Annotated in this window: 26 protein-coding genes and 1 other annotated feature; of the genes, 6 read left to right on the forward strand and 20 right to left on the reverse strand. The window is 43.1% G+C overall.

The genetic code is table 11. The annotated features are described in order from the left end of the window. Positions 1 to 10: 10 nt before the first annotated feature. The 3 genes from ACH33_RS14540 to ACH33_RS19460 form a co-directional block, all read right to left on the reverse strand. On the reverse strand, positions 11 to 481 hold the full coding sequence (locus tag ACH33_RS14540; protein ID WP_156424086.1) for a hypothetical protein: 471 nt from the start codon (positions 479 to 481) through the stop codon (positions 11 to 13). A 59-nt stretch (positions 482 to 540) separates the two neighbouring features. Beyond that, a complete protein-coding gene (locus tag ACH33_RS14545; RefSeq protein WP_057899667.1) occupies positions 541 to 1,479 on the reverse strand; it encodes a lysylphosphatidylglycerol synthase transmembrane domain-containing protein in 939 nt (312 codons plus the stop codon). A 241-nt stretch (positions 1,480 to 1,720) separates the two neighbouring features. After that, positions 1,721 to 1,897 carry a hypothetical protein gene (locus tag ACH33_RS19460; protein WP_156424087.1) on the reverse strand — a complete coding sequence of 59 codons (177 nt, stop codon included), beginning with the start codon at positions 1,895 to 1,897 and terminating at the stop codon, positions 1,721 to 1,723. Positions 1,898 to 2,079: 182 nt separating this feature from the next. Here ACH33_RS19460 and ACH33_RS14550 point away from each other — a divergent pair, with 182 nt between their 5' ends. Together ACH33_RS14550 and asd are read left to right on the forward strand one after the other, a co-directional pair. Beyond that, positions 2,080 to 2,685, forward strand: a complete 606-nt coding sequence (locus tag ACH33_RS14550; RefSeq protein ID WP_057899668.1) for a hypothetical protein — start codon at positions 2,080 to 2,082, stop codon at positions 2,683 to 2,685. A gap of 69 nt (positions 2,686 to 2,754) precedes the next feature. Beyond that, a complete protein-coding gene (asd, locus tag ACH33_RS14555; RefSeq protein WP_057900408.1) occupies positions 2,755 to 3,582 on the forward strand; it encodes an archaetidylserine decarboxylase in 828 nt (275 codons plus the stop codon). Here asd and ACH33_RS14560 read toward each other — a convergent pair. After that, a complete protein-coding gene (locus ACH33_RS14560; protein WP_057899669.1) occupies positions 3,579 to 5,033 on the reverse strand; it encodes an NAD-dependent epimerase/dehydratase family protein in 1,455 nt (484 codons plus the stop codon). The two genes, asd and ACH33_RS14560, sit on opposite strands and share 4 nt — an antisense overlap. Positions 5,034 to 5,212: 179 nt before the next feature. Between ACH33_RS14560 and ACH33_RS14565 the strand changes: the two genes are divergently transcribed. Together ACH33_RS14565 and ACH33_RS14570 are read left to right on the forward strand one after the other, a co-directional pair. Beyond that, positions 5,213 to 5,941 carry a hypothetical protein gene (locus tag ACH33_RS14565; RefSeq protein WP_057899670.1) on the forward strand — a complete coding sequence of 243 codons (729 nt, stop codon included), beginning with the start codon at positions 5,213 to 5,215 and terminating at the stop codon, positions 5,939 to 5,941. Between the two features lie 50 nt (positions 5,942 to 5,991). Further along, a complete protein-coding gene (locus tag ACH33_RS14570; RefSeq protein WP_257721612.1) occupies positions 5,992 to 7,092 on the forward strand; it encodes an IS701 family transposase in 1,101 nt (366 codons plus the stop codon). 170 nt (positions 7,093 to 7,262) lie between these two features. Here ACH33_RS14570 and ACH33_RS14575 read toward each other — a convergent pair whose 3' ends face one another. The 5 genes from ACH33_RS14575 to ACH33_RS14595 all read right to left on the reverse strand — a co-directional run bounded on the left by ACH33_RS14575 (position 7,263) and on the right by ACH33_RS14595 (position 11,276). After that, a complete protein-coding gene (locus ACH33_RS14575; RefSeq protein WP_057899671.1) occupies positions 7,263 to 7,919 on the reverse strand; it encodes a polymorphic toxin type 44 domain-containing protein in 657 nt (218 codons plus the stop codon). 554 nt (positions 7,920 to 8,473) lie between these two features. Then, a complete protein-coding gene (locus ACH33_RS14580; RefSeq protein WP_162265043.1) occupies positions 8,474 to 8,842 on the reverse strand; it encodes a DUF5412 family protein in 369 nt (122 codons plus the stop codon). A 372-nt stretch (positions 8,843 to 9,214) separates the two neighbouring features. Next, on the reverse strand, positions 9,215 to 9,760 hold the full coding sequence (locus tag ACH33_RS14585; protein WP_082706086.1) for an IS630 family transposase: 546 nt from the start codon (positions 9,758 to 9,760) through the stop codon (positions 9,215 to 9,217). After that, entirely contained in the window at positions 9,757 to 10,188 is a 432-nt protein-coding gene (locus ACH33_RS14590) for a winged helix-turn-helix domain-containing protein (RefSeq protein WP_327874982.1), read from the reverse strand. Before ACH33_RS14590 ends, ACH33_RS14585 begins: the two co-directional genes overlap by 4 nt. A 668-nt stretch (positions 10,189 to 10,856) precedes the next feature. Beyond that, the gene (locus ACH33_RS14595; protein WP_057899672.1) at positions 10,857 to 11,276 is read right to left on the reverse strand and encodes a CoA-binding protein; all 420 of its coding nucleotides are present in this window, start codon (positions 11,274 to 11,276) and stop codon (positions 10,857 to 10,859) included. Positions 11,277 to 11,432: 156 nt separating this feature from the next. Between ACH33_RS14595 and ACH33_RS14600 the strand changes: the two genes are divergently transcribed. Further along, a complete protein-coding gene (locus ACH33_RS14600) occupies positions 11,433 to 12,014 on the forward strand; it encodes a class I SAM-dependent methyltransferase (RefSeq protein ID WP_057899673.1) in 582 nt (193 codons plus the stop codon). A gap of 53 nt (positions 12,015 to 12,067) precedes the next feature. Here ACH33_RS14600 and rplT read toward each other — a convergent pair whose 3' ends face one another. The 3 genes from rplT to infC form a co-directional block, all read right to left on the reverse strand. Then, a complete protein-coding gene (gene rplT / locus ACH33_RS14605; protein ID WP_057899674.1) occupies positions 12,068 to 12,427 on the reverse strand; it encodes a 50S ribosomal protein L20 in 360 nt (119 codons plus the stop codon). 33 nt (positions 12,428 to 12,460) lie between these two features. Then, positions 12,461 to 12,661 carry a 50S ribosomal protein L35 gene (gene rpmI / locus ACH33_RS14610; RefSeq protein ID WP_057899675.1) on the reverse strand — a complete coding sequence of 67 codons (201 nt, stop codon included), beginning with the start codon at positions 12,659 to 12,661 and terminating at the stop codon, positions 12,461 to 12,463. Positions 12,662 to 12,687: 26 nt separating this feature from the next. Further along, positions 12,688 to 13,239 (reverse strand): translation initiation factor IF-3, encoded by a 552-nt coding sequence (infC, locus tag ACH33_RS14615; protein ID WP_236781897.1) that lies wholly within the window; start codon positions 13,237 to 13,239, stop codon positions 12,688 to 12,690. Beyond that, positions 13,230 to 13,364: a sequence feature (ribosomal protein L20 leader region), on the reverse strand. (Overlaps the previous gene by 10 nt.) Positions 13,365 to 13,569: 205 nt before the next feature. Between infC and ACH33_RS14620 the strand changes: the two genes are divergently transcribed. Continuing rightward, positions 13,570 to 14,889 carry a methyl-accepting chemotaxis protein gene (locus tag ACH33_RS14620; protein ID WP_057899676.1) on the forward strand — a complete coding sequence of 440 codons (1,320 nt, stop codon included), beginning with the start codon at positions 13,570 to 13,572 and terminating at the stop codon, positions 14,887 to 14,889. A gap of 162 nt (positions 14,890 to 15,051) precedes the next feature. Here the strand turns inward: ACH33_RS14620 and thrS are convergent, their stop codons facing one another. From thrS to ACH33_RS14660, 8 genes are all read right to left on the reverse strand, one after another. Next, positions 15,052 to 16,971 carry a threonine--tRNA ligase gene (gene thrS / locus ACH33_RS14625; RefSeq protein ID WP_057899677.1) on the reverse strand — a complete coding sequence of 640 codons (1,920 nt, stop codon included), beginning with the start codon at positions 16,969 to 16,971 and terminating at the stop codon, positions 15,052 to 15,054. An 897-nt stretch (positions 16,972 to 17,868) separates the two neighbouring features. Next, positions 17,869 to 18,516: a hypothetical protein gene (locus ACH33_RS14630; RefSeq protein ID WP_057899678.1), complete on the reverse strand. Its 648-nt coding sequence runs from the start codon at positions 18,514 to 18,516 to the stop codon at positions 17,869 to 17,871. Positions 18,517 to 18,803: 287 nt separating this feature from the next. Continuing rightward, positions 18,804 to 19,931: a cyclic dehypoxanthinyl futalosine synthase gene (mqnC, locus tag ACH33_RS14635; RefSeq protein ID WP_057899679.1), complete on the reverse strand. Its 1,128-nt coding sequence runs from the start codon at positions 19,929 to 19,931 to the stop codon at positions 18,804 to 18,806. A gap of 177 nt (positions 19,932 to 20,108) precedes the next feature. Continuing rightward, entirely contained in the window at positions 20,109 to 21,038 is a 930-nt protein-coding gene (gene dnaI / locus ACH33_RS14640) for a primosomal protein DnaI (protein WP_057899680.1), read from the reverse strand. Positions 21,039 to 21,051: 13 nt separating this feature from the next. Then, on the reverse strand, positions 21,052 to 22,548 hold the full coding sequence (locus tag ACH33_RS14645) for a replication initiation and membrane attachment family protein (RefSeq protein ID WP_156424089.1): 1,497 nt from the start codon (positions 22,546 to 22,548) through the stop codon (positions 21,052 to 21,054). A gap of 96 nt (positions 22,549 to 22,644) precedes the next feature. Continuing rightward, positions 22,645 to 23,112, reverse strand: a complete 468-nt coding sequence (nrdR, locus tag ACH33_RS14650) for a transcriptional regulator NrdR (RefSeq protein WP_057899682.1) — start codon at positions 23,110 to 23,112, stop codon at positions 22,645 to 22,647. Positions 23,113 to 23,256: 144 nt separating this feature from the next. Then, positions 23,257 to 24,291 carry a glyceraldehyde-3-phosphate dehydrogenase gene (locus ACH33_RS14655; RefSeq protein ID WP_057899683.1) on the reverse strand — a complete coding sequence of 345 codons (1,035 nt, stop codon included), beginning with the start codon at positions 24,289 to 24,291 and terminating at the stop codon, positions 23,257 to 23,259. A gap of 182 nt (positions 24,292 to 24,473) precedes the next feature. Next, positions 24,474 to 25,049 carry a lytic transglycosylase domain-containing protein gene (locus ACH33_RS14660; RefSeq protein WP_057899684.1) on the reverse strand — a complete coding sequence of 192 codons (576 nt, stop codon included), beginning with the start codon at positions 25,047 to 25,049 and terminating at the stop codon, positions 24,474 to 24,476. Positions 25,050 to 25,068 lie beyond the last annotated feature (19 nt).

The raw sequence follows: 25,068 nt of genomic DNA on the forward strand, positions 1-25,068 counted from the left end.
AAAATGTGTTTTACTTTTTTTTGTACCAGCTGGAAATAAAAGCAGCCTGGCTCGCCAATCCCTGGCGCTCATATTCTTGGATGGCGCCCACAATCCGCTTCGCTTCCGCCGCCATGAAACGGATGCCTGCAACCGCCTCGCGCCGGACACTCCGCATGCTTTCTTCTCCCAGAGCCAAATACGGATAAAGCAATCTGGGCGTATCTTCCATAATCAGATTGGCGATCCTTTCCTGCAAAGCGGGCGGCATGATGCCTGAATACGGCACCAGCAAATCGAGCCGAAACAAAAGCTGGCGACATTCATCATACATTTCATAATCCAGCCGCCTTTCTTCCTGAGCTTGCTCTACTTTTCCTCTTAACTCCTGAAGTATTAAAGCTAACTCCCTTTCTTCAGGCATAAGAAGCACCCGCTCTTCCGTTTTACGCTTGGTGTTCCGTTTTTCGCGCAACCAGCGCCTCCACCAGCCCGCCTTCATTTCCGTTCACCTCTTTTTTCATCTTCGTAAAATTCGTCATTATAATAGTATGACACATTTCATTTTTCATTATTCGGCTGCATTCTTCCTTTTATCCATTCACGCATCTCACCTACGGAAAGCGGAGCGCAAAACAAAACGTAAAGTCCTGCCACATATGAAAATACAAACTTAAACGCATGGCTTAGTAGCGTCGCAAGATAGGCGTCCTGCCATTCCGTGCCCAGTGCTGCCAATGAAAAGCTCATCACGCTTTCATATGTCCCCACACCACCTGGAGTAAAATGAAACGTTTGTCCGGCAATTGTCACGCTATTTGCCCAGACTCCTTCCAGAAATGAAATGTCGAGCGCAAGCGCGCGGACAACACCATAGATCACCCACGCTTCAAGTACCCAACTGAAAATTGTGGCTACGACAATCAAGAAGCCGCGCTGGCCGGCCAATCCATCCCGTAGCATGTGGACGTGTTTTCGCAAAAAGCCCCGCTCACTTTTTTTTAACCACGTATACACTACACCTACCACCGCAATACTTCCCGCAAGCGCAAACCAAAATACGACGGTAGGCAATGAAAGCCCTAATGCTAAAATTCCAGCAGCTGCCATACCGCCCAACACAAGCATATCAAGCAAGCGTAGTACTACCACGGAATGAACGGCTTCGCTCCAAGAGATCGCCTCCCGCTTCACTATATATCCAATTCGAATGATATCCCCTGCTTTTACAGGTAGCACATGGTTTATAAACAAACTGTAAAATAGCCCATGCAGGCAGGCGGAAAAAGAGACATGCCCCCGCAAATACGTCCGCCACGCCAGAGCGCGTAACCCGAATGCTAGCAAATAAGCAAGCGCCATCCACACCAACCAGCCGGGATGACACAACAGCCGCTCTCCCTGCCGCCTGACAAAGTCCCAATCAAATAAATAAAAAGTCAATAAGAAAAATACGCCAAATAAACCAGCTCGAATAAGCCAAATTATCACCTGTTTCATTCCAATTCCTCGTCCCTTTATATCTAACGTCTCATTTATGGTTTATCATACACTAGAAACATGTACTTTTGTTCTTTATGAAAATATTAAACTGCTCAATTAGTGTAAAGTCTTCAAACTTACTATATTTCATCAACATCATGGCTTTCAAAAAATGGGAGCGCGCTTGTCTTTTGCCGCTTCACCGGTTCCATCTAATATAAAAAGGCGCCTCATTCAAAGCGCCCTTAAAAGTCTTGATTTATTCTTTTCCTAGCCGCATATCCCCCGAATTTTCCATTTTCGAAGCATTTCTTACCTGTCCGGATGGGGCAGGTTTTGCCGGTTCTTTTGCTTCCCCGAGATACGGGGTATCTTCTTCATGAATATGCCCCAGCGGATTTTGGTGAGTATACTGCCGAAATCTTCTTTCACCCATCTATTTCACACTCCTTCTCAAGTTTATTTTAGATGATTGTATTTTTTGCCGTACTCCTCTCTCCTATTCTTCAACTTCTTCTCCATGTTTCTTCCATATTAAGAAATAATAACTAAAGGATTTCTGGTGCGTTCCTCGAAATGAATGATACAACATTTCCCTAGGAAAGGAGCCGCGCCCCTATGAATCCTGTTATTTTGCTTCTTATTATTTGTACACTCTTTCTTCATGGCGATCTATCCGTGAACGCGGCGACTACCCGCACGGTTAAAGTAAAAGCTGCACCAGCCGGACATAGCGCCCTCTCTTCTCCATCCATTCAAATCACCGGAGACAAAAATTTTATTACTAAAACAAAAGCTGCTTTAAAATTATTACAAGAAAAAGCGCCAGACGCTTACAAGATAACGGTCACTTACATCGGTAGAATCCAACAGCATAACTTTAGCGGAATGGCCGCGTACGAAACACCGCCAACTTATAAAGTCGGGGCGTCGACTGTTAACGCTTCGCTTACATGGTACGCCAGCACAATCGCCCATGACGCTTACCATTCCAAGCTGTACCACGACTACCTCTATACGTATAAGGAGGCCGTTCCCAATGAAGTATGGACAGGAATGGATGCAGAAATGAAATGCCTTGAAATTCAAATTCAAGCTCTGGAAAGCATGGGGGCCTCCGCGTCAGAAATCGAATACGCCAGGTCTTTGCGAGGAAAAAACTGGTGGGACTTAAACGGAGACGGAGATTACAATGAGGACGATGAAAAGATAAGAGATTGGTAAACGGTTTTGTGCTACAATAAGAAAGTTAACTATACTGTTATAGAAAGGATAACAAAAGTGATTGGTCCTTTGGCAAAACGAATAATAACCCTACTGCCGCAAAACACGCTTTCCAGGCTGGCCGGAAGACTGGGACGCTCGCGATTGAGCAAATACTTCATTAAGCCGTATATCTCTATTTTTAATATAAACACTGAAGAGATTGAAAAGCCGGTTGCCGAATATCCGCATCTGACCGCTTTTTTTACCCGGAAATTAAAAGCGGGCACCCGGCCGGTTTGCCCGCTTCCGGAAGCCATCGTAAGTCCTGTAGACGGCAAGGTGGCACAGTTTGGTCCCATTCATCAGGGAACGCTTATTCAGGCAAAAAATATAAATTATACCGTCAAACAATTGCTTGGTTGTTCAGAAGAAACAGCCGCTAAATATGAAGGTGGGACATTTCTTACAATTTATTTGAGTCCGCGTGATTATCACCGCATTCACATGCCGCTCGACGGGCGGTTAACGAAACTGACATACATTCCTGGGCGCCTGTTTCCCGTAAACAGCATCGGTGTATACCATGTGCCAGGTCTGTTTACAAAAAACGAACGCCTCATTACGTATGCCAGCACTTCTGCCGGAGAGATAGCGATCGTCAAGGTCGGAGCGTTTATCGTGGGAAGCGTAAAGGTAGCGTATGGCGAACACGCCACAAACGTCAAAAACGGTCAAATGTATTCAAAGCGCCTAAACGATGGGCCGGTATACAAAAAGGGGGAAGAAGTCGGCCTGTTTGAGTTCGGCTCCACGGTTATCCTTTTGTTTAAAAAGGATAAAATTGCGCTTAACGAACGGATCAGGGGAGGAACTTTTCTGCGATACGGTGAACAAATCGGAACTATTATTACTTAGCCTCCAATACGTTCCGCCTGTAGATGAAGATACCGTCCGTAACTGCGCATCACCCAAAGATGCACAAGCGCCTGTGTTGCTCTATACAAAAACCATGGCATTCGCGGAATAAACTCGTGAATCGCAACAATTACATATCTTCCATCCAACACTTGGCGGAATTCCATCCTTCCCCTGCGTTGCGTATCAACCCGGGCCAATATTCCCCCGGTAATGTAATAAAGCGTGCGGTCAGGTGTACTCCGTTCCTTAGAGTATGTCAGTTCCAATAATGGTTTTTTCACGCCTGCAAGCAAAAACCATAAGCGTCCATCCTTTTTTTGGTATACCCTAATCATCGGTTTTAAATGCCTGGGCAACCATTCTGCATACTCTCGTCCCGCCCAGTCCGCGTTTCTTCCCCTGGGGAGAACGAAACGCTGCACTGAACGCACATTATTAAGCCGTTTCTTTTTCCTGTGCTTGCCGCCAAATAAAGCAGCTTGCTTTCTCTTTTCCGTTTTTCCCCTTGCTTCTTCCTGCAATGCTAGGCAAGCCGCCTCAGCAAACGGCAATCCGGGCAACCCCAATCGTTGCTGTAACCATCTTCTCTTCCCTATAAGTGGATATTTCATGCTACCAACGAATGACTTGACCTGTTGTAACGGTATCCCGGTTACCGCTGTCAACCACAGGCTCGACACTACCGGTGCCAAAAATTGTACGGAATACAGGCGGCGCTTCTTCCCCATAAGCTCAGCAATTTGCAAAATCATCTGTTTATATGTCAACGTATCCGAACCGCCTACATCGATAGACTGGCTATACGTCTCTTCCCGCCCTATGCACGCTGCAAGCAATACCACAATATCCTGAAGCGCAATCGGATGCACCTCGGACGACATCCAACGCGGGCAGATCATCATCGGAAGATGGCGAATCAAACGCAAAATCATCCGAAAACAGGAACCGCCAGCTCCTATGACAATGCCAGCTCGCAAAACCGTAACCGGTACGCCATGCGCCCGCAATGCTGCTTCTACTTCAAGGCGGCTTTGCAAACAGCCGGGTACACCATTTGCCTGCTCCGGAATAAGGCCGCCCAGATAAATGATTTGTTTGACGCCCGCTTTTTTCGCGGCACGCGCAAAATTGTCCGCCAAGATGACATCCATATCCTGAATCTTCCCTTGTGTCAGGCGCGCCGACGGTACTCCCGTGCGAACAAGATAAAAAGCGTAGTCCACCCCTTGCAAACCTTTTTCCGCTTCCAACAAGGAAAACAAATCCGCTTGTCGCCATTCCAGGTTCAGGCATCTGCTCCGTTCGGATTCGCTGACCTTTTTCTCGTTCCGTGTCAATCCAATCACACGGTAATTGTTCATAAGCCGCTTCATTAGTGCCTGTCCAACAAAACCGCTTGCCCCGGCTATCGCAACAACAGGGCGCTGATCTGAACATTTGATTTGCATAACTCCCCCTGCTTTCCCGTTTTCTCTTTAAATAATACATTTAACTTGATAAATTCACATCCTCTTATCGTTTGCAATTTGTTAAAAAACGCTATCAATTTTATATACACCCTTCAAAAAGGGAAGAGAATATGCGAATATTATGTAGGAGGACTTTGAAAGAAAGGAAGCATCGGCAAATGAACAAATGGTTGCAATCGCGAACGTCAGTAAAACGTCTGTATATTATCGCTGGAGGAGCTGCGATGGTTCTTCTCGCTTTCGCGTTCGCCACTCTGTTTATAAAACCTAACAACGTTTCGCCTTCAAACGGACAATCGGCAACCAACACCCCTTTATCCAAAACAGAAAATGCAACCTCTTCTAAAGTTACGGAAACCGGAGTCGTACTCATTCCACTTAATAAAACGCTCGACGAAGCGAAAGCGGAAGGCCTTTATTCGGAGCCAGGCTATACGGTATCTTCCTCTTCGGCAAGCAAAGAACAAAACGAAACGAAAACATCCCAAAAACAAAGAGAAGCGAGTGCCTCTTATTCATCTTCGGTAGCCACCTCTTCCGGCGTCACACCCGCTAACCCAGGACAACAGGCCGTAACCGAGGCTTCGGCCGCAGGTCAGGGATTAGATGCGAATACAATAAACCAGCTTCGTAGTTACGGCATCCGCGAAGGGGATTTGGCGAAAATTGACCGCATGGTCGCGGAAGGAATAGATCCGAAAGAGATTGCCCATTCGCTTCGCAAAAACGGGAATCCGAATCTGGCAGCCGTAATGGAACAAGTGCCACGCAAACCAAAAAAGGAAAAAAAATCAAAAGAGGAAGAGAAGGAAAAGAAAGATGTATCTGCCACAGATGACAATAAGCAGGCAGAAAAAAACGATAAGCATGAGGAGCAAGATGATTAATTCTATGTATAAAGAAGCTGACTTCCTTTGTTTGGCAGGTCAGCTTCTTTATAGATGGTGTCATGACCCGTGGCTTCTCTGGTACCCTTACCGATATTCACCGAGAAGGCTGCCATTCACGAAATCAGCGTACACTCAGTCATTTCTTATCACACGGAAAATGGGATGAAAACTACCTCATGCGCATCATCCAGGAAAAAACCTGGAAAATGATTCGACAAGAAGCGAAACGCACAGAAGAACCGATCTTCATTATCATAGACGATACCATTTGTGAGAAAAAAAAGCCTTCGTCACAGGCGATGTTATCCATACAGGGAACTGGTTTTCATTATTCCCATACAAAAGGAAAACAGGTATGGGGGTATGAGATGGTTCAACAAGTACTGCGTTGTGGTGATTGCGTGATTCCCTATGATTTCAAACGATATGAATCCAAGAAGCAAAGTAAAATTCAACTGGCCTGTGAGCTTGTAGCGAATTTACCACGTTGTTCACAGAAGAAATATCTTCTTATTGATACATGGTATCCTGCCAAAAGTGTACTTGAAACAGCCGCACAATCTGGATGTCATGTAATCAGCGGCTTAAAAACCAATCGCATTTTTTATCCGCAAGGGATTCGTCAATCATTGAAAGAATTTGCGAACCATATTAGAGAAAGTGATACCGACCTTGTGACCGTCGGTCACACTTCCTATCGTGTTTATCGTTATGAAGGAAAACTAAACATGGTTGAAAATGCTGTAGTGCTTTTATGTTGGGATGCCGCTGAGTCGCTTACCTTGAAAAACATGCGAGCTTTTCTAAGTACAGATATTTCGTTATCTAGTGAACAAATTCTATCCTACTATAGCAAGCGATGGGTAATTGAAACATACTTTCGAACGATAAAGGGTAATTTTTCGTTTGACCGTTATCAAGTACGAAGTACAAAAGCAATTCATCGTTTCTGGACACTGCTATCTTTTACCGCTGCTTTTTGCATCCTTACAGGACACGCTACACTTCTAGATGGATTACAGCGATGGCGGGTAAAAAAAGCCAAAGCTGGATTGAATTTGTCTATCGGGCAGCAAGAGCAGGAGAGTCGCTGGATTTTATTCAAAAACAGCTGCAAGCTGCATAGGGAATCCTTCGTTTCTTTGTAGATGGCAAATTTTGTTTCTAATTTTGGGCAAGTCTAGTGATTTACATAAACATGATGTATGTGTTTATTGATCTAAATCTTTATTTAATATGATTTTTCCAGCCATTCTTTGATTAAAAGCAAAAAGCCGATTTTTCAGGTAAAAAAAATCGGCTTTTTGCTTTTAAAAAACTATTTATTTTCTTGTTGTTGCTTTTGTTCTTGTTCTTTTAATTCTTTTTTAATCTTAGCTGAATTTTTCTTAGCTTTCTCTTCTATCTCCTTTTTCTCGCTGTCAGTTAATAAGTTAAATAATTGTGCATCTTCAATAGAAGGGGTCATAGATTCTGTTTGCATTGCAGAAAGGGTTTTAGGAAGAGTACCATTGTCCCACATATTTATTCCAAAATTAATATATTGTTGGTCTATCGGATCGTCAAAATAAGAACTCCACCAGTTAGGCATGGAAGTTCCGCTATAAATTTGATAAGCACCTGCTGCGCTTCTTAAAATTGTAGGAGCGAAGCCTGCCGCTCTACCAACAAAACCATAATGTACGTTACCGAGATCCTCACCTCTCATAGCATATCCATTGTATTCATATTTAGTAGAAGGGCCGAGAGTCCTTTTATAATCCCATTCCCCACCGCTTTTAACTTTGGAGGCAAATTCTAGTCCTGTACCTGCAGGATATGTTCCTTGATCTTTATCCCACATAGCATAGTATGCAATATAGGCAGCATTGTTTTTCAAGGTTTTCGAGAAGCTAGATGTAATATTTGGGTAACTAGCTAATACTTGCACATCAGTCTTTTGTAGAACTGAATTTGGTGCTTCTTCAGAAGCCATTGCACTAACCCCCGTTGTTAGTGTTAATGCTTACGATAAAATCACTGCTGCAATACTTCTTTTTTTCATAGTTTCTCTCTCCTCAAATATTATAAAAATTGGAATATAATTGAATTATAATGTAATTTAATATGGATGTAAATACCAAAATTGAATTTTATGTTAATCAATTTCATAATTACCCATTAAAAACTGCGTTTTTACAGGGATTATCGAGTTTTTAACACATGTTTGTAAGTAAAACTTGGGGAGGTGCTACTTTTTTAAGCTCCTGAAACCCTTGGGGCTCTAAGGCTCCAAGTTATGAAATTGATTTATGTATAAATATATTAATAAATAGTTTAAATGTAACAAAATACTATTTATTAAGGGTAGTGTGAACATCATGACACTACCCCGAAAATGTTGATTTTAAAGGGAAAATTCAATTCCACATCAATATTTATTCTGTATACGGATTGTAAAGTAGTATATTTAACACATTTTGTTTACTAGGGTTTTCATATTACGCAATTATTCAAGAATTTCTTTTAGTTTCAATACAAACTATCGGATTATTTTCTTCTAAAGTCATATACATCTTTTTCTACGTTAATTTCGTGCCCGTTTATAGATACTGTGTCATTATCCAGCCATTTTACATTCGTATCAGATGTTTTATAATCCCAATAAATATTTTTTTTAGTTCCTTTTTTATTTGTTATTAGCTCACCTCGAACTGCTGTCGATACAGTAGCTCCCCCATTCACAATATACATTTGTATAGTATAGTTTTTATCAGGAGAATCAACTTTTTTTATAAAATCACCCTTAGGAAGATTAGACATTGAATAAAAGAGAGAATAGTATACATAACCAATAACCCCAGCAAATATAAGGATTAATATAATTAACCCAAGTAAGACTTTCTTTTTTACAGACATTGTGTAATCTCCTTGATATAGTAGAGAAAACAAATCTTCAAATCGTTAAATAATTTAATCAATTTCATAATTACCCATTAAAAACTGCGTTTTTACAGGGATTATCGAGTTTTTAACACATGTTTGTAAGTAAAACTTGGGGAGGTGCTACTTTTTTAAGCTCCTGAAACCCTTGGGGCTCTAAGGCTCCGAGTTATGAAATTGATTCAATTATCTCCTTTACTTATTTTAACATAGTTATAGGAAAAAAATGTCTTTATGATATAATATTTGGTAAAGGGCTAAAAAAAGGAGAATCATTCAATCAAAATGTAATAGATATTATATTTTCAATACCCAGTAAAGGAGGTTTTGAATATATATAAATCTAACTTAACATTTCGACATCTCGGGCAGGCAACCAATTCTCTGTAGCACTTGCTCTGTGCAATCTTTAATTCCCTCTAAAAAAGAATCAATGGATTTTTGGATTTCATTCTTGTTTTTATGAAATCGATTCGCAATCACGCTCTCTTTCATCCATTTCCATAACCGTTCAATCGGATTGAGATGGGGTGAATAAGGCGGCAAAAACATCAGGTAGAGGCGTTCTTTATTTTCTTCCAAAAATGGCTGAATGAGTTTGGCGTGATGAATACGTGCATTGTCAAGTACCATTACGATATAATTCTCTGGATAACGTTCCAATGTTTTTTGTAAAAAAGAAAGAAAAGCTTCGGCATTACACGTATCTGACTGCATACAAAGAACATCTCCGTCCAGCACGTTGACCACACCGAATAATGTTACACTTACGTGATGTCCATAAGTAGGAATTTGTTTCTGCTTGCCTACTTCTGCCCATGTAGAGCGCAGTACTTGATAGGAACGAATGTGGCTTTCGTCTTCATAAAGCAGAACCGTATCCTCTGTGATCAAGTTTTTTTTATCATGTTCATTTGTGTGACAAAAGCTTCCTGTCTTTTTGCATCGGCTTTCGCCAGTGTATAGGTAGGACGTGTATAACGGAGACGCAACCGACGGAGCATTTTTAGAATGCCAACACGAGTCATGGAAACGCCGAATTTTTCTTTCAAAAACGTTTGCAGGATGCGCGTATCCCATGAAGCATACATTTCCAGTCCTTGTTCGGCAGGTGTGCTTTCTAAAATGATTCGTTTCCATTCCGCCTGTTGTTCTTCTGTCAGATACGGTTCTTTTCCAGGCGATTTTTTCCGCTCGAGTAAAGCGTCTACACCACCCTGGTTAAAGATCGCAACGTAGGTAGAGACAGATTGACGATGAAGATTGAGCATGGCGGCGACCTCTTTTCCAAGATAGCCTTCCATGACAAGACGAACCGCCATGACACGCGCTCGTAAGGCAGGATCTTTGACTTTCCGTTCTTGTTTTCGTCATGTTTTGGCTGTCCAGCCATGAGTGTTCGTAATTTTTACTCGCTTCATTCTTGATTCCGCTCCTTTACCATCGTAGGTTCTTAGGAGCAGTATGGACAAAATTTCCGTCAATTACACAAAAGTTGAAGATTCAAGTTAGATTTATATAGTGTCTGATGAACATGAGATTTTTGAAAAAAGCAACGATCCTAGGGAGCTAGTGAACTACTCGCCACTTAGCTAACGCTTGAAGTGGGAGCTTCTCAACTCCTCGACGAAAGTACTCTTTCGTCTCCTTGAGCGTTACTTCGGACAGTTCCTGCCCTAGATGGACGATTCGGGGTTCTTTCTTACCTTGGATATTTTACGCATGGAAGGGTCAGCTTGGTTTTCGCATTTTTATTTCTCCATGCAACCCTATATATCCAGTTATCAAAGAACATCATAGGTTGATTTTATCAAAATGTCGGACAATTGAACAGGCTTTAGCCTGTCCTTGTCCGAAGCCAATTCATCCCCCACTTTCACTGGTGACGAAAGCACCTTCACGTTTAGAAGTGGGAGACTTCTTGGCTGAAAAGTTAAAATCTCACGATTTTTGAGACGCGGGATTGACCGCACGTTTTCCTTGCTTTTGCTTATTTTCTTACAAGCAAGGCATGATCCACTTTAATGCACTGATCCATAACAACGGTAATCCCTGCTTCCTGCGCTTTTTTCGCGGCTTCCTCGTTATAAACACCCTGCTGCATCCAGATTACTTTCGGCTTGATTTTAATAGCGTCATCTACCACTGGGCCTACCTCTTCGCTGCGACGAAACACGTTGACGATATCTACCGGCTCCTTGATTTCTGTCAGCGAGCTAACCGCTTTCTCTCCAAGCGATTCTTCAATGGTCGGATTGACCGGAATAATCTTATACCCATTGTTTTGCATCGCCTGAGACACCATGTAGCTCGTCCGCTCCGGTTTGTTAGACAAGCCAACGACAGCAATGGTTTTCGCTTCTTCAAGAATCTTGCGCCGTTCTTCGTTCGATGGGTTCATAAAAGCCATATCTATATCCTCCTTCACTTCTTCTTTCCTTTTACTTTTTCGCTATCCGCCTGTCCAAACCCTTTTTCAATGTGTTTTCCGCCTGTCGACGGATTTGTTTGGTCTAGAAGTATGTTACTGTTATAATAATGACAATACCCACACAAGGAGGAACACATGGGAAAACTGCTTTTCCTCTATAAATTTTTAAGTTCTCCAAGAAGCATAGGTAGTGTAACACCAAGCTCCCGCTTTTTGGCTCGCGCGATGATAAAACCGATTGATTTTGCAAATGCGAAAGCGATCGCTGAACTGGGCGCGGGAACCGGAATTTTTACGGAATATTTGCGTAAAAATAAACGCAATGACTGCAAACTGGTCGTATTTGAAAAAGATGATAACATGAGGAACCGGCTTCAAAACATGTATCCTGACTTATCCTACTACAATAACGCTTCCGATATTTATAACGTAATGTGCAAACTCAAGATTCAAAATTTCGACTATATTTTATCGGGGCTACCGTTCGCCAATTTTCCGCAAGAGTTGCGCGATGCCATTATGGACGGCGTAGAAAAAGCGCTCAAACCTGGCGGCTTATTCATCGCTTTCCAATATTCGCAACAAATGAAACGCCAGCTTCATAAGCGTTTTGAACAGGTAGACATCGATTTTGTACCACTCAATATCCCGCCGGCTTTTGTTTACTGCTGCCGAAAACGGGACAACCTATCCACCAGGCAAGAACAGCAGGTATAAAGCAAAAGCGGAGTAGAACATTATTCTACCCCGCTTTTCATCTACGTATTCAATTACGCGTTCAGCTTTTCTTTTGCCGTGTTTGCCAGTTGAGCAAACGCTTCTTTGTCGTTTACAGCCAGGTCAGCCAGCATTTTGCGATTGACTTCCAGTCCCGCCTCTTTCAGACCATGCATAAAACGGCTATAGGACAAACCATTCATACGAGCTGCCGCATTAATACGAGTAATCCACAGTTTACGGAAGTCACGCTTACGTTGACGGCGATCACGATAAGCGTACAGCAAAGACTTCATGACTTGCGCGTTTGCGGATTTAAATAAACGGTGTTTGGAACCAAAATAACCTTTTGCAAGCTTCAATACTTTTTTGCGGCGTTTGCGCGCCACATTTCCACCTTTTACTCTTGGCATTGATGTTCTCCTCCTACATTTTTCAAATCAAAATTACTTCACGTACGTTAACAGAGAAGCGATACGTTTTTGATCGCCTTTAGAAACGAGCGCACCTTTGCGTAGATTACGCTTACGCTTCGGAGATTTCTTCTCCAAAATATGGCTTGTGAACGCATGGGAACGCTTCAATTTGCCGCTTCCAGTCTTTTTAAAACGCTTGGCAGCACCGCTGTGGGTCTTCATTTTTGGCATCGTACAAATCCTCCAATCAAGAAAAATTACTTGTCGCTTTTTGGCGCCAGAATCATGATCATACTGCGCCCTTCAATCTTAGGCTTGCGCTCTACTGTAGAGATGTGTTCTACTTCTTTCGCAAGCTTTTCCATGACTTGCTGTCCGAGCTCAGCGTGAGTAATCGCACGCCCGCGGAAACGAATCGTGAGCTTCACTTTGTTTCCATTCTCCAGAAACTTTACGGTATTGCGCAGCTTTGTCTGAAAATCATGCTCTTCAATAGTCGGTGACAGACGAACCTCTTTCACGTCAACCACTTTTTGATTTTTACGAGCTTCCTTTTCTTTTTTCTGCTGTTCGTATCTGAACTTACCGTAGTCCATGATACGGCATACCGGCGGCTTCGCATTCGGCGCCATGTTCACCAAGTCAAGATCTTTTTCCTGAGCCAGACGAAGTGCTTCTCGCAAAGAAACGATCCCGATCTGTTGACCATCCGTGTCAATCAAACGAACCTCACGAGCGCGGATTTCCTCATTGACTAAATGCTCTTTGCTAATAGCCTGCCACCTCCAAAAGATTTTGGACCAAAGCAAAAATGCGGACACACTGCGCCCGCATTCTATTCCATAAATATAACCCGATATTATGGATTAAGCATACCTGTCGACAACACCATGTGCATCATGCAGGTGAGAAGCGGGTGCTTCTGCTTTGGATTCCGTTATATTCTTTACACTTCTAGTAGTATAGCGGATGCCGGTTACTCCGTCAAGGCTGTCCCCTTATTTTTGTAATTTTTTCAGAAAGGATAATTTTCCTGAAAAGAAACTTTCTGTTTTCTAACATGTAATATAGAACTATGAATAAAGTTCTATTTATTATAAAATTTATATTAAAAACAAGCAATTAAGGAGGAGAATAACATGTCATATAGAAAAAATTCCTCAACAAAAAATGAATTCATGTTTACTGACATCGCGTCTGTGCAACGAAGTCTACGGAACAAAATGATCGTTGCTGTTATCATAAGTCTGCTCGTCAGCTTTTTTGCCTCCGCCTATCTAAACTCTCTTATTGATCAGTTTATAAATGAACGTATTGAATTATATGTTAATACTTTTATTAGCTTCTTTTCGACAACAATCATCATTGCCTTATTTACGCAATGGTTAGTGATCAACCCACTAAAAAAGGTTGTTATGGCTATTGAACAAGCAGCCCAGGGAGACTTAAATGCAAAGATAGAGTACGAATCGAAAGATGAAATCGGTCAACTATCCAATTCTTTTAATTACATGATGTCTAATCTGCGTACTCTTATCAAAAAAGTAAATGAAACAACAAGCCACGTAACTGCTTCTGCTCAGGAACTTCTTGCTTCATCTGAACATTCTTCCGAAACATTAAACAAAATAACGAGCAATGTGCAAAAAATTTCCGAAAGTGCAGAAACACAAATGCAGGGAATGGAAGAAAACAAGAAAGCGATGAATGAAATCGCTATCGGCATACAACGCATTGCCGAATCGGCTGCAAACGTTTCAGAATCGACTATGCAGGTTCTAATGAAAGCGAAACAGGGAAATGAAATCATAGACGAAACCGTTGCACAAATAAGCTCAATTAACTCATCCGCCCAGGAATCCGCCTCGATTATTGAGACATTAAACCAGCATTCAAAGGAAATCGGAAAAATAGTTGAGGTGATTGGCAATATTGCAAATCAAACAAACCTACTGGCCCTCAATGCGGCAATCGAAGCCGCTCGTGCAGGCGAACACGGAAAAGGATTCGCAGTTGTGGCGGATGAAGTGCGAAAATTAGCCGAACAATCCAAAGAGTCTTCCGAACAAATTTATCATTTAATTGAAACGATACAAAAAACGACGATGCAGGTTGTTGAAAAAATACAAAAGGGAACCCAGGAAGCTCAGCAAGGCACCGCGGTTGTTAATAAAGCCGGTGTCGCATTTCAAGAGATTCTGCAATCTATTCAAAATGTCACCGGGCAAATACAAGACATTTCCGCAGCAACGGAAGAAATATCAGCAAGCACCGAACAATTAACTGCCTCCTTTGAGCAACTTGCTTACATTTCCGAAAACACTGCGCAAAATACTCGCAGTGTTGCTGATTCATCCAAGGAACAGCTTACGTTCTCGGAAAAAATCGTTGCATCGACAAATTCGCTTCATAAAATATCAGATGAATTAAAGAAAGAAATAAACAATTTTACATTATAAAAAATCACATTTGAGATAGTGACATGATTACGTCATACAAATGAAAAGAATGGCGTTCCGTGATTTCAGCGTAAAAAATATGCAAAAAGACCCTGTTTTTACTAAAAACAGGGTCTTTTTGCATCATGAATGACTGGCGTTAATTCTTTTTTCCTGCTAACCTTAATATTTCTTTGTCTCGATTTCGTCAAGAATAAGTTTGATCACTTCATCCACTTTCTTCGCTCCGAGATCGCCTTCACCGCGACGGCGCACGGACAACGTACCGTCCTCTTTCTCCTTATCGCCGATAACAAGCATGAACGGAATTTTGTTCATCTGCGCTTCACGGATTTTGTAACCAATTTTCTCGTTACGGCTATCCACTTCAACGCGGATCCCCTTTTCCGCCATTTTTTCTCTCACTTTTTCCGCGTATTCCATATGCGGCTCAGCGATTGTAATCAACTTCGCCTGTACCGGAGCCAGCCATGTCGGAAACGCGCCTGCGAAATGCTCGGTTAGAATACCGATAAAACGGTCGATCGAACCGTAAATCGCGCGGTGGATAACAACCGGACGATGCTTTGCGTTATCTTCTCCCACATAAGCGAGATCAAATTTCTCCGGCATCTGGAAATCGAGCTGAATCGTCGCGCATTGATGGCTCCGCTTAATCGCATCCTGAATGTGAAAGTCAATTTTCGGACCGTAGAACGCCCCGTCCCCTTCATTAATGCGGTATGGAATTTTTAACTCTTCCAGCACGTTTTGCAGCGAACGCTCCGCAAGCTCCCACAGTTCGTCACTACCCATGGAATCTTCCGGACGGGTAGACAGTTCGACGCTGTACGGGAAGCCGAATACGCCGTAAATCTTATCGACCAATTCAATCACATGCTTAATCTCGGATTCGATCTGATCCGGACGTACGAAAATGTGCGAGTCGTCCTGCGTAAATGTGCGGACACGAATCATTCCGTTCAACGCGCCGGAATATTCGTGGCGGTGCACCTGGCCGAACTCCGCCATTCTCAGCGGCAGGTCGCGATACGAATGAATTTTGTTTTTGAACACAAGCATATGCCCCGGACAATTCATCGGCTTCAACGCAAATTTTGTATTATCCACTTCCGTGAAATACATATTTTCGTGATAATGATCCCAGTGACCGGATTGCTCCCACAGGCGCTGGTTCATAACGAGAGGCGTGCGCACTTCCTGATAGCCGCGCTCAATTTGCAGCTGACGAGCATATTTTTCCAATTCATTGCGAATAATCATTCCGTTCGGCAAGTAGAAGGGCATGCCCGGAGCTTCTTCTGAAAACATGAACAATTCAAGTTCTTTTCCTAGCTTGCGGTGATCGCGCTTTCTGGCTTCCTCAAGGAAGTGCAAATATTCATCAAGATCGGATTTCTTCGCCCAGCATGTGCCATAAATGCGCTGCAGCATCTGACGATCGGAGTCGCCGCGCCAGTATGCACCAGCTACGCTCATTAACTTAAATGCTTTAATTCTTCCGGTAGAAGGTACGTGCGGCCCACGGCACAAATCAAAGAATTCGCCCTGATAATACATCGTGATCTCTGCGTCTTCCGGCAGTTCGGAAATAATCTCAAGTTTCAGGTGATCATTGAGTTTTTTATAGATGCCGATCGCTTCTTCACGGGATACAACGCGACGCTCGATCGGCAGGTTTTCCTTGACAATTTTCTGCATTTCTTTTTCGATTTGCTCAAGCATCTCCGGTGTAATGGTTACATCGGTGTCGATATCGTAGTAAAAACCGTCCTGAATGACCGGACCAATGCCAAGGCGCACTTTGTCGTCGCCAATAATACGTTTAATTGCCTGTGCCATAAGATGCGCACAGCTATGACGCATCACTTCAAGCGCCTCTTCGCTGTCTTCCGTCAAAATCTCCACAGAAGCATCATGTGGAATGACTGCTTTTAAATCAACAATCTTACCATCCACCTTACCAGCAATCGCTTTTTTGCGAAGACTCGGGCTGATGGAAGCAGCGACATCTTCTACAGTTGCGCCGGCTTCGTATTCGCGTTTGGAACCGTCCGGCAGCGTTACTTGCAGTACAGACATAATCACAATTCCTCCTTATAAAAATAAAAAACACGTTCGATCCCCCAAGGGACGAGCGTGTTGTTCTCGTGGTACCACCCTATTTCGGCACGGAGGCTAACATGCACCAACCATGCCCTTCATTTAAAATAACGGAATCGGTCATTCCGGCCTTCCATACTGACACATATGCGCGTTCCGGTCGGCAGCTAAAGGGGGTAGTCCGACAACCTCGTGTTAGAAAGCTCACAGCCTACGACTTTCCTCTCTGAAAACCGGTTGGTTGGGACCGTGTCCTTGTCATTGCTTTTGAGTATAATGTTGTTGTTTTGATTATAGTAATCCTGAAAGTGAAAGTCAAGCCAGCTTATACTTCCTCTTTCCTGATGTTCCATCAAAAAACCTCAAAAAAGATTAAAAAATTTGGAAAATAATATTGATAACGCTTTCAAAAACGTTTATAATAAAAACAACCCCCTTAAATGGGTTGACACCTCCTGGAATTGAATTAATCTCTCCACTCCTACCTTGAACCCATTGATTGTTCAATGGGTCTTTTTTTGTGCGGCCATTTTATTTCATCTTGCTATTGTTGTCTTTCTCGCCATAGTTCGTATCGACAACATGATCCTTGCTATCATACACATAACGGTTTAACAGTGAAAATAGCGTACCATTCCCCCGTTTCGATACGGTCACCCCTTAATCTATAAATCCAAGATAAACAAAAGTTTGATAAAGAATGACTATCCACAACCAAATAATAGAAAACGCTACAACGATTGCTCTGCCTTTCATCCTACCCGTCTTGAGCTGTTTCCATGTCCGAACAAATCCAGGAAACACCATGATTGAAAGTAAAGAATTGAAAATAAGAAGAAAAAGGTAAAGACCGGCACTCAAAATTATCGTCCTTTCTTAAAATTCACGGGAAATTCCTTCTTTCTCCAGAATAACCCCGTCCTTTATATATTCAAAAGAGACACCTGCATGTTGGAGCTTTAATTGATTTTTCAAAAACGCAATTGTTTTATCATACCGTTCATTATCCTTCGCTTCTTTTTTTCGAGGAATGGCAATAATAATCAATGGCTTCGCTGCTACGGTATTATAAGCAGGCATTTTATTTACGTCAATTTCATAATCATATCCTACCCGTTCGTCGTATATTACCCATAAGTGATCTACTTTTCCCCATTCTTTTTCTACAAAAGGAAACAAGTCTTTTTCCAAATCCCTTCCCCATTTACTAGCCACATAGTTATCCTCTAATTGCTTTGTATCCTGATTATAAAAAACAAGAAAAGATAGATTGTTTTCATTAACTGAATACACTTTGGCAGCATAGTCAAAATAGGAGAAATTCCCCATGTTATCATACATCGAATCATATACTTTCATTGGCCTTGTAAATCTTTCTTTTACATAACTTTCGGCTTGTGCCTTAATCTTGGCCATTTCCTTTTCGCTTCCCTTTGTTCCAATTTTAAACGAGATGACTAAACTGACAACCAATAATAAGCAGATGCCAAAACCCCAAGCCAAAACCTTTACCGTTTTATTCATTTTACTCTCCCTCTATGAATTAAAGTTTTTCTTACGAATACTCACGTATTCTTACGACACCCTGATTTTTATAAACGAAGAGACATGAGGTGAAGGCCAAAGATGCTCCTTATAAAAAACAAGAGAGACATTTTTCTTTTCCTATGGTATAACCTTACCAGAGCAGGAAAGAAAATGTCTCATACTGCTATGTATGTGCGCTTCTTTCGTTTACGCATCTATACTGTACAATCAGTCCTGAAAAGCCCTATTTATTGTATTCATTTTTGCTCATTTATAAATACTTACTAGTTCTGCATCACAAAATCGGTTTCTGCCATTTCGCCTTCCTTGAAGACGCGCAAGATTTCATATTTTGTGTTGCGCTGCGCCGGAGTTTTGCCGGCTTCCCGAATCAACTGCAAAATATGGTTCGTGTTTACCTTATACGTACAGGCCGCAGCAGATACTACGTTCTCCTCCATCATCGTCGATCCAAAATCGTTGCAACCATAGGAAAGCGACAACTTGCCCACTTCAGGCCCCATGGTGACCCAAGAAGACTGGAAATTCGGGATATTGTCGATCAGCAAGCGCGTAATTGCCACATTCTTTAAGTATTCTTCGGCCGGAAGCCGCTCTGCTTTCAGATTGGTGTTGTCCGGCTGGAACGTCCAAGAAATAAAAGCGAGGAAGCCAGGCCCACCTTCCGCTTTCATTACATCCTGCGCTTCACGTATACGCAACGAATGCAGCACGCGCTCTTCCATCGACTCACCGAATCCGATAACCATGGTGGCTGTTGTTGACAGACCGACCCGATTAGCGGTTTTCATCACATCGATCCATTCTTTCCAAGAGCCTTTTAGGCGACTGATTTTTTTCCGCGTCCGGTCATCAAGAATTTCCGCACCCGCACCCGGCAAAGAGTCGAGTCCTGCTTCTTTAAGCAAAAGCAACACTTCCTCTACCGGTTTCTTCGATACTTCGGATATTTTTACGATTTCCGCCACAGACAGCGAATGCATGTGAATGCTTGGAAAACGCTTCTTAATGTTGCGCAACAAATTTGTATAATATTCCAAAGGCAAATTCGGGTTGGTTCCTCCCTGCATCAAAATTTCCGTTCCCTGTACATCAACCGTTTCCTGGATTTTCTTAAAAATTTCTTCATCCGGAAGTACATACCCTTCGTCCGATCCTGGCGGACGATAAAAGGCACAAAAACGGCAGTATGTGTCGCACACGTTTGTATAGTTAATGTTGCGCCCGATTACAAATGTTGCAATCGGCTCCGGATGCCACTTCTCCATCACTTTATTAGCATAGTAACCCATTTTTTCGATTTCATCGCTTTCATACAAACGGAGGCCATCTTCCAATTCCAGCCGTTCCCCGGCCAGCGCTCGTTCCAATATTTGGTCAATCGCCACGATTTATCCCTCCAAACGTTACATTCACCCTTTAATGGTAACACAATGCCCCCTGCTTGCCTACTGCTCCATCAGGCCACTTCGTTCGTCTTCACTTTTTGTCATTCACTACAAGTAAAAAACTCATGTAAACTGCCCGCTCGTCCTTTTTCCATTGTCTCATCTAGTCTTTCTTTACAGTTATTTGCGGATACGGCGATTGATTCCATCCACCTTGTACGCATCCGTATAATAGCGGATCCGTTCCATAATTCGCATCGCTTTTAACTGTTCGACCCCTGCCTTTTGCGAATGAGCAAGGTGCTCCTCCAGTTCATCATACGTATAATTCGACGTATAAAGCACAGGCAAATTTTCGCTTACCCGGTATTGCAAAATCGCGCCTAGGACTTCGTCACGTGCCCAAGGCGAAAGCGTTTCAGCTCCGATATCATCAAGAATAAGTACGGGCACTTCTTTCAGCACCGCGATTTTTTCTTGAACCGTATTATCATTCAGCGCATCTTTAATTTCCCGGAAAAAGTCGGGCGTATACACCATAAGCGAAGCAATGCCGCGCTCAGCCAGCTTTTTGGCAGCCGCACCCATCATGTAGCTCTTGCCGACGCCAAACGGACCGTAGAAATACAGCCCTTTTGTCCCTGGCTTTCCGGGCTCGACCGTTACACAAAAATTCATAACGGCATTGATCGCATCAATTCTCTCTTTATCTCCCTCTATTGAAGCAAAAGAAGCAGCCAAAATTTCCTTCGGGATATGGTGTGTACGAATTAGCTTTTCTCGTTCTTTTTGTTGCCTGTCAAGCATATAAAGCTTACAAGGAGTATGGCGCACTTCAATGGAAACCCCGGTCCAGCCAAGTTCCGCCCTGTGGCCCCACAATAGATTCGGACATTTGGCAAGCCCGGGGCAACGGCGGCAATGGCCCGCTTCATCAATAGCCTGCTTGATACGGGAAAGGGATCGCATAATATGAATCGTTTCAATCTCCGGATGCTTTTTTCTCAACTCTATAACTTCCGGCTTTACCGTCACTTCATTGACAATTTCCTCGAATGAATAGCGCCCGTTTACCTTATAAGAAGACAATAGTTTATTCACACGCTGCATATTCTCCTCTCCCTTACTGCTTGCTTTCTCCCAGCGCTTTCAACAGTTCTTCCATTCGTTTTCGCTTTCTTTCATACTCTTCATCTATCATTTCCACCTTGGATGATTTTGCAGTTTTCCCCTCTGTCACCTGGTTTTTTTGCCGCTCCAACTGCTCCAGTATGAGCGGCGGAATCTCGTCTTTACGCCGCTTGCTTCGTCCGCCAGAAGAGGCGCGAGTAAACACTTTTTTATCGGCAGAAGCCGCCTTGGCACTTTTCCGTTCTGAATAAAATTGCCGGGCCTGGCGCTGCGCTTCTTGTACAGTTCTAATGTTATTCCGCTTCCAGTGACCGGCGATTTTATAAATGATGTCTTTTGGCAGCTGCCGGTCATATGTCATCATAACGTACTCCAGCAGCACATTCACTACTCCAGGAGGAAGCTGATACTCCTCAAGCAATTCTTCAACGATCTTCTGATCGGCTGGAGCAATCTTGGCTCCTCTCTGATAAAGTCCTATAAGTTGAAAAGGCGAAAGGGAAGATAGGCGCAACGCATGACTTTCCGCCTCCGTCAGCGCCTTTTCTTCCCGCTCTTTCCGTTCTGTCTCCACCGTATCTGAGTGAAACACAATTTCTTCCCGTGACACGATTTTTGGGGCCCGGCCATTCTCCCTGCGGAACCAGTCTTTTACCAGACGGCGTAGCGAAGCGGTATCAATCGTATCATATTCGATGACAGAAGGCTCTTGCAAAAAGCGAGCCATTGTTTCATTATCAATGCCATATAGGAAGGCCAGGCTTTCTAACTCAGCCTTTACTTCTTTCGTAAACAGCCCATCTTTTTTAATCATCTTAGGAAGCGAAGCTTCCAAAAACTCAAAATCAAGGCGAGAGTTCGCGTAATTTAGCCGCGTCGCCGCCATCGGATCAAACAAGGGCAGCGGACTTTCTTCCCTCACGTCTTTAAGGAAATTATACGTCTCAGTGCCCTTTTCTACCGTAATTTCACTCAGGGAAAGATGATAAAACACTTCGTCAAACGCTTTCGTAATCCGTTTTCTCTCCACATTCTCCGGCAAACGATATTCCTCCGGGATCGAGAATTGGCGCCGCAGCTTGCGATAAAATTCTTTACCTACCCGATTCAAAAGCATAATGCTTAACGTGTCGTCACTAAAAAAAATATCCGGCGAATGAGGTGGCTGTAAAATATATTCAAAAATACGCTGTCCGTCCGCCTCAATTTGATATACTTCCAAAAGTCCGATCGCTTCTAATTGATGTCTCGCCTTTACAATGACATTCAATGGAACTGCCATTGTTACCATTAATCTATAATGCAACCCCTGCACAGCCGAAAAATTCGCCAGCGAAAGGTTATAAAGCAATGTCTGGTACAGTGCGACAGGTAGCGCCCCGACCAGCGGTTGGTACAGATGAATCAAATAACTGAGTTCCACATTGCTAATCGGCCGCCTCACCCGGATAAGGTAGGGATCATTCGGGACGGTCTCCTGCCATCTCACCCGTATCACTCCCTATGCCATCAATTTTTTCGTTTTTTATTATAGCATCACCGCCGCTATTCTTCGCAATCTTACACCGCGTGACCGGCTCGTGTTCTATTCTTTTTTCCTGCTGTTACGAATTAATTCTTCAAGTTCCTGGACAAATACATTAATATCTTTAAACTGACGATATACAGAAGCAAATCGCACATATGCCACTTCATCAACATCATAGAGCGCATTCATGACCAATTCCCCAATGTCTTTGCTTTGCACCTCGGATCTGCCACTGTTGCGCAGGTCTCGTTCAATTTTATCGACGATCGACTCCAGTGTTTCTAAGGGAACTGGACGCTTCTCACAGGCCCGGATGATTCCACGTAAAATTTTTTCTCGGCTGAATTCTTCACGGGCGCCATCTTTTTTCACGACTAATAACGGTGTTTCTTCCACGACTTCAAATGTAGTAAAACGCCTTGTGCACTCTTCACACTCACGACGCCGTCGAATCGACTTTCCATCGTTTACCGGGCGCGAATCGAGTACCCTTGTTCCGTTGTGAGCACAATAAGGACAACGCATGTCATCAACCCCACTCCATTGCGTACTTTTCCCTAGTTTGTCCCAGAAAAAAGCTGTAGTCAAGTCCAAAAACATAAGAAAACGAGACAACCCGATATGGATTGTCCCGTCTTTCTATGCCGGAAATACCATTTCAAACCGTAATTACACAGTTACTTCCTGTTTTTTTTTCGCGTAAGCAGCGGCGGACACATGCTTTGTCAGATCAAGCACACGGCAGGAATAGCCCCACTCGTTGTCATACCAAGCCAACACTTTTACTTGTTTATCACCCATTACCATTGTAGAGAGCGCGTCAACAATGGAAGAATTCTCATTGCCGTTAAAATCTACAGATACAAGTGGCTCTTCCGTATAGCCGAGAATTCCTTTCATGCTATCCTCGCTCGCCTCGCGCAGCACGCGATTTACCTCTTCCACCGTTACGCTTTTCTTCACATTTACCACCAGATCGACCACGGATACGTTCGGTGTCGGAACGCGGAGTGCAAAACCGTTCAGCTTGCCTTGCAGCTGCGGCAACACGCGTCCAACCGCCCGAGCAGCGCCTGTTGTCGTCGGGATAATTGCCTGCCCGCACGCACGTGCTCTCCGCAGATCTTTATGCGGATTGTCCAGATTTTTCTGATCATTTGTGTAGGAGTGTACGGTTGTCATCATTCCATATTCGATGCCAAACGCTTCGTCTAACACTTTTGCTACTGGAGCAAGGCAGTTAGTTGTGCAGGAAGCGTTAGAAATGATGTGATGTTTTTCGTAATCGTACATATCTTCGTTAACGCCCATGACAATTGTTACGTCGTCGTCTTTGCCCGGTGCGGTGATAACAACCTTTTTCGCGCCAGCTGTAATATGTTTGCCTGCGCCTTCTTTATCTCGGAACTTGCCTGTCGCTTCAATAACAACTTCGACATCCAATTCTTTCCACGGCAAATTAACCGGATCGCGGTCAGAAACAATTTTCGTAGCCCGACCGTTTACGATAATCATATCATCTTTTACTTCTATATTATCGGAAAGGTTACCGTGAATTGTGTCATACTTAATCATGTGAGCAAGCGTTTCAACAGGGTAGCTCGCGTTGATTGCTACCACTTCAACTTCCGGATCGTTCATCGCTTTACGGAATACCATCCGTCCAATACGTCCAAATCCATTAATGGCAATTCGTGTCGTCATTAATACGTTCTCCTCCCCGGATATGTTCCATACTATTACAAGTATTTATTATAATAAGTATGACACTTTTTTCAATATGCCAACCCAAATTTATTAATTTCTAAATATTCAAACAAAATAAATGCAGCAAAATACAGTCCTGCTTTCTCTGAATAAAACAGAAACTCATTTTGCTGCTTGTCTTACTTCAAAACGCCAAACTCGTCCGCATAAATTTTTTCGTACCGTTGTTTGTAGTATAATGCTCGCTGTACATAATGCCGTGTTTCGCCAAACGGAATTTGTGAAATATGCTCTGGTGTTCCATCCCAGACTCCGCGCTCCATCCATTTTTTAACATTTCCTGGACCAGCATTGTACGCCGCGATCACAGCATACGGGTTATGATTAAACATTTCGTACAAAAATGAAACATACCATGTTCCAAGAAAAATATTTGTATCCGGTTCGTCCAAATAATCGACCGCCATAGGCGACATTTTTGTCTGCCGGATTGCCCACTCCGCGGTCGCAGGCATTACCTGCATTAAGCCAATAGCCCCTTTTTTCGATACGCGGTTCTTATCAAATTTGGATTCCACTTGAATAATCGCCATAATTAGATACGGATCTACCTCAAACTGCCGCGCCGATTTACGGATTTCCTCTTTGTAATATACAGGGTACATCGCTTTCCAGATAACAGGCGCGTCCAACAGCAGAAAAACCACCAGAAGACATAGGAAAAATAATGCATGTTTTCGATTCAATCGTTTCATCCTCAACCCCTTCACTACA

The sequence above is a fragment of the Aneurinibacillus sp. XH2 genome (assembly GCF_001439585.2).
Taxonomy (GTDB): domain Bacteria; phylum Bacillota; class Bacilli; order Aneurinibacillales; family Aneurinibacillaceae; genus Aneurinibacillus; species Aneurinibacillus thermoaerophilus.

Excerpts from the sequence above, each read along its gene's own strand:
- ACH33_RS14540 (WP_156424086.1), bottom strand. The coding sequence starts at position 481 with ATGAAGGCGGGCTGGTGGAGGCGCTGGTTGCGCGAAAAACGGAACACC.
- ACH33_RS14545 (WP_057899667.1), bottom strand. The coding sequence starts at position 1,479 with ATGAAACAGGTGATAATTTGGCTTATTCGAGCTGGTTTATTTGGCGTA.
- ACH33_RS19460 (WP_156424087.1), bottom strand. The coding sequence starts at position 1,897 with ATGGGTGAAAGAAGATTTCGGCAGTATACTCACCAAAATCCGCTGGGG.
- ACH33_RS14550 (WP_057899668.1), top strand. The coding sequence starts at position 2,080 with ATGAATCCTGTTATTTTGCTTCTTATTATTTGTACACTCTTTCTTCAT.
- ACH33_RS14560 (WP_057899669.1), bottom strand. The coding sequence starts at position 5,033 with ATGCAAATCAAATGTTCAGATCAGCGCCCTGTTGTTGCGATAGCCGGG.
- ACH33_RS14565 (WP_057899670.1), top strand. The coding sequence starts at position 5,213 with ATGAACAAATGGTTGCAATCGCGAACGTCAGTAAAACGTCTGTATATT.
- ACH33_RS14575 (WP_057899671.1), bottom strand. The coding sequence starts at position 7,919 with ATGGCTTCTGAAGAAGCACCAAATTCAGTTCTACAAAAGACTGATGTG.
- ACH33_RS14580 (WP_162265043.1), bottom strand. The coding sequence starts at position 8,842 with ATGTCTGTAAAAAAGAAAGTCTTACTTGGGTTAATTATATTAATCCTT.
- ACH33_RS14590 (WP_327874982.1), bottom strand. The coding sequence starts at position 10,188 with ATGGCGGTTCGTCTTGTCATGGAAGGCTATCTTGGAAAAGAGGTCGCC.
- ACH33_RS14595 (WP_057899672.1), bottom strand. The coding sequence starts at position 11,276 with ATGGCTTTTATGAACCCATCGAACGAAGAACGGCGCAAGATTCTTGAA.
- ACH33_RS14600 (WP_057899673.1), top strand. The coding sequence starts at position 11,433 with ATGGGAAAACTGCTTTTCCTCTATAAATTTTTAAGTTCTCCAAGAAGC.
- rplT (WP_057899674.1), bottom strand. The coding sequence starts at position 12,427 with ATGCCAAGAGTAAAAGGTGGAAATGTGGCGCGCAAACGCCGCAAAAAA.
- rpmI (WP_057899675.1), bottom strand. The coding sequence starts at position 12,661 with ATGCCAAAAATGAAGACCCACAGCGGTGCTGCCAAGCGTTTTAAAAAG.
- ACH33_RS14620 (WP_057899676.1), top strand. The coding sequence starts at position 13,570 with ATGTCATATAGAAAAAATTCCTCAACAAAAAATGAATTCATGTTTACT.
- thrS (WP_057899677.1), bottom strand. The coding sequence starts at position 16,971 with ATGTCTGTACTGCAAGTAACGCTGCCGGACGGTTCCAAACGCGAATAC.
- ACH33_RS14630 (WP_057899678.1), bottom strand. The coding sequence starts at position 18,516 with ATGAATAAAACGGTAAAGGTTTTGGCTTGGGGTTTTGGCATCTGCTTA.
- dnaI (WP_057899680.1), bottom strand. The coding sequence starts at position 21,038 with ATGCAGCGTGTGAATAAACTATTGTCTTCTTATAAGGTAAACGGGCGC.
- nrdR (WP_057899682.1), bottom strand. The coding sequence starts at position 23,112 with ATGCGTTGTCCTTATTGTGCTCACAACGGAACAAGGGTACTCGATTCG.
- ACH33_RS14655 (WP_057899683.1), bottom strand. The coding sequence starts at position 24,291 with ATGACGACACGAATTGCCATTAATGGATTTGGACGTATTGGACGGATG.
- ACH33_RS14660 (WP_057899684.1), bottom strand. The coding sequence starts at position 25,049 with ATGAAACGATTGAATCGAAAACATGCATTATTTTTCCTATGTCTTCTG.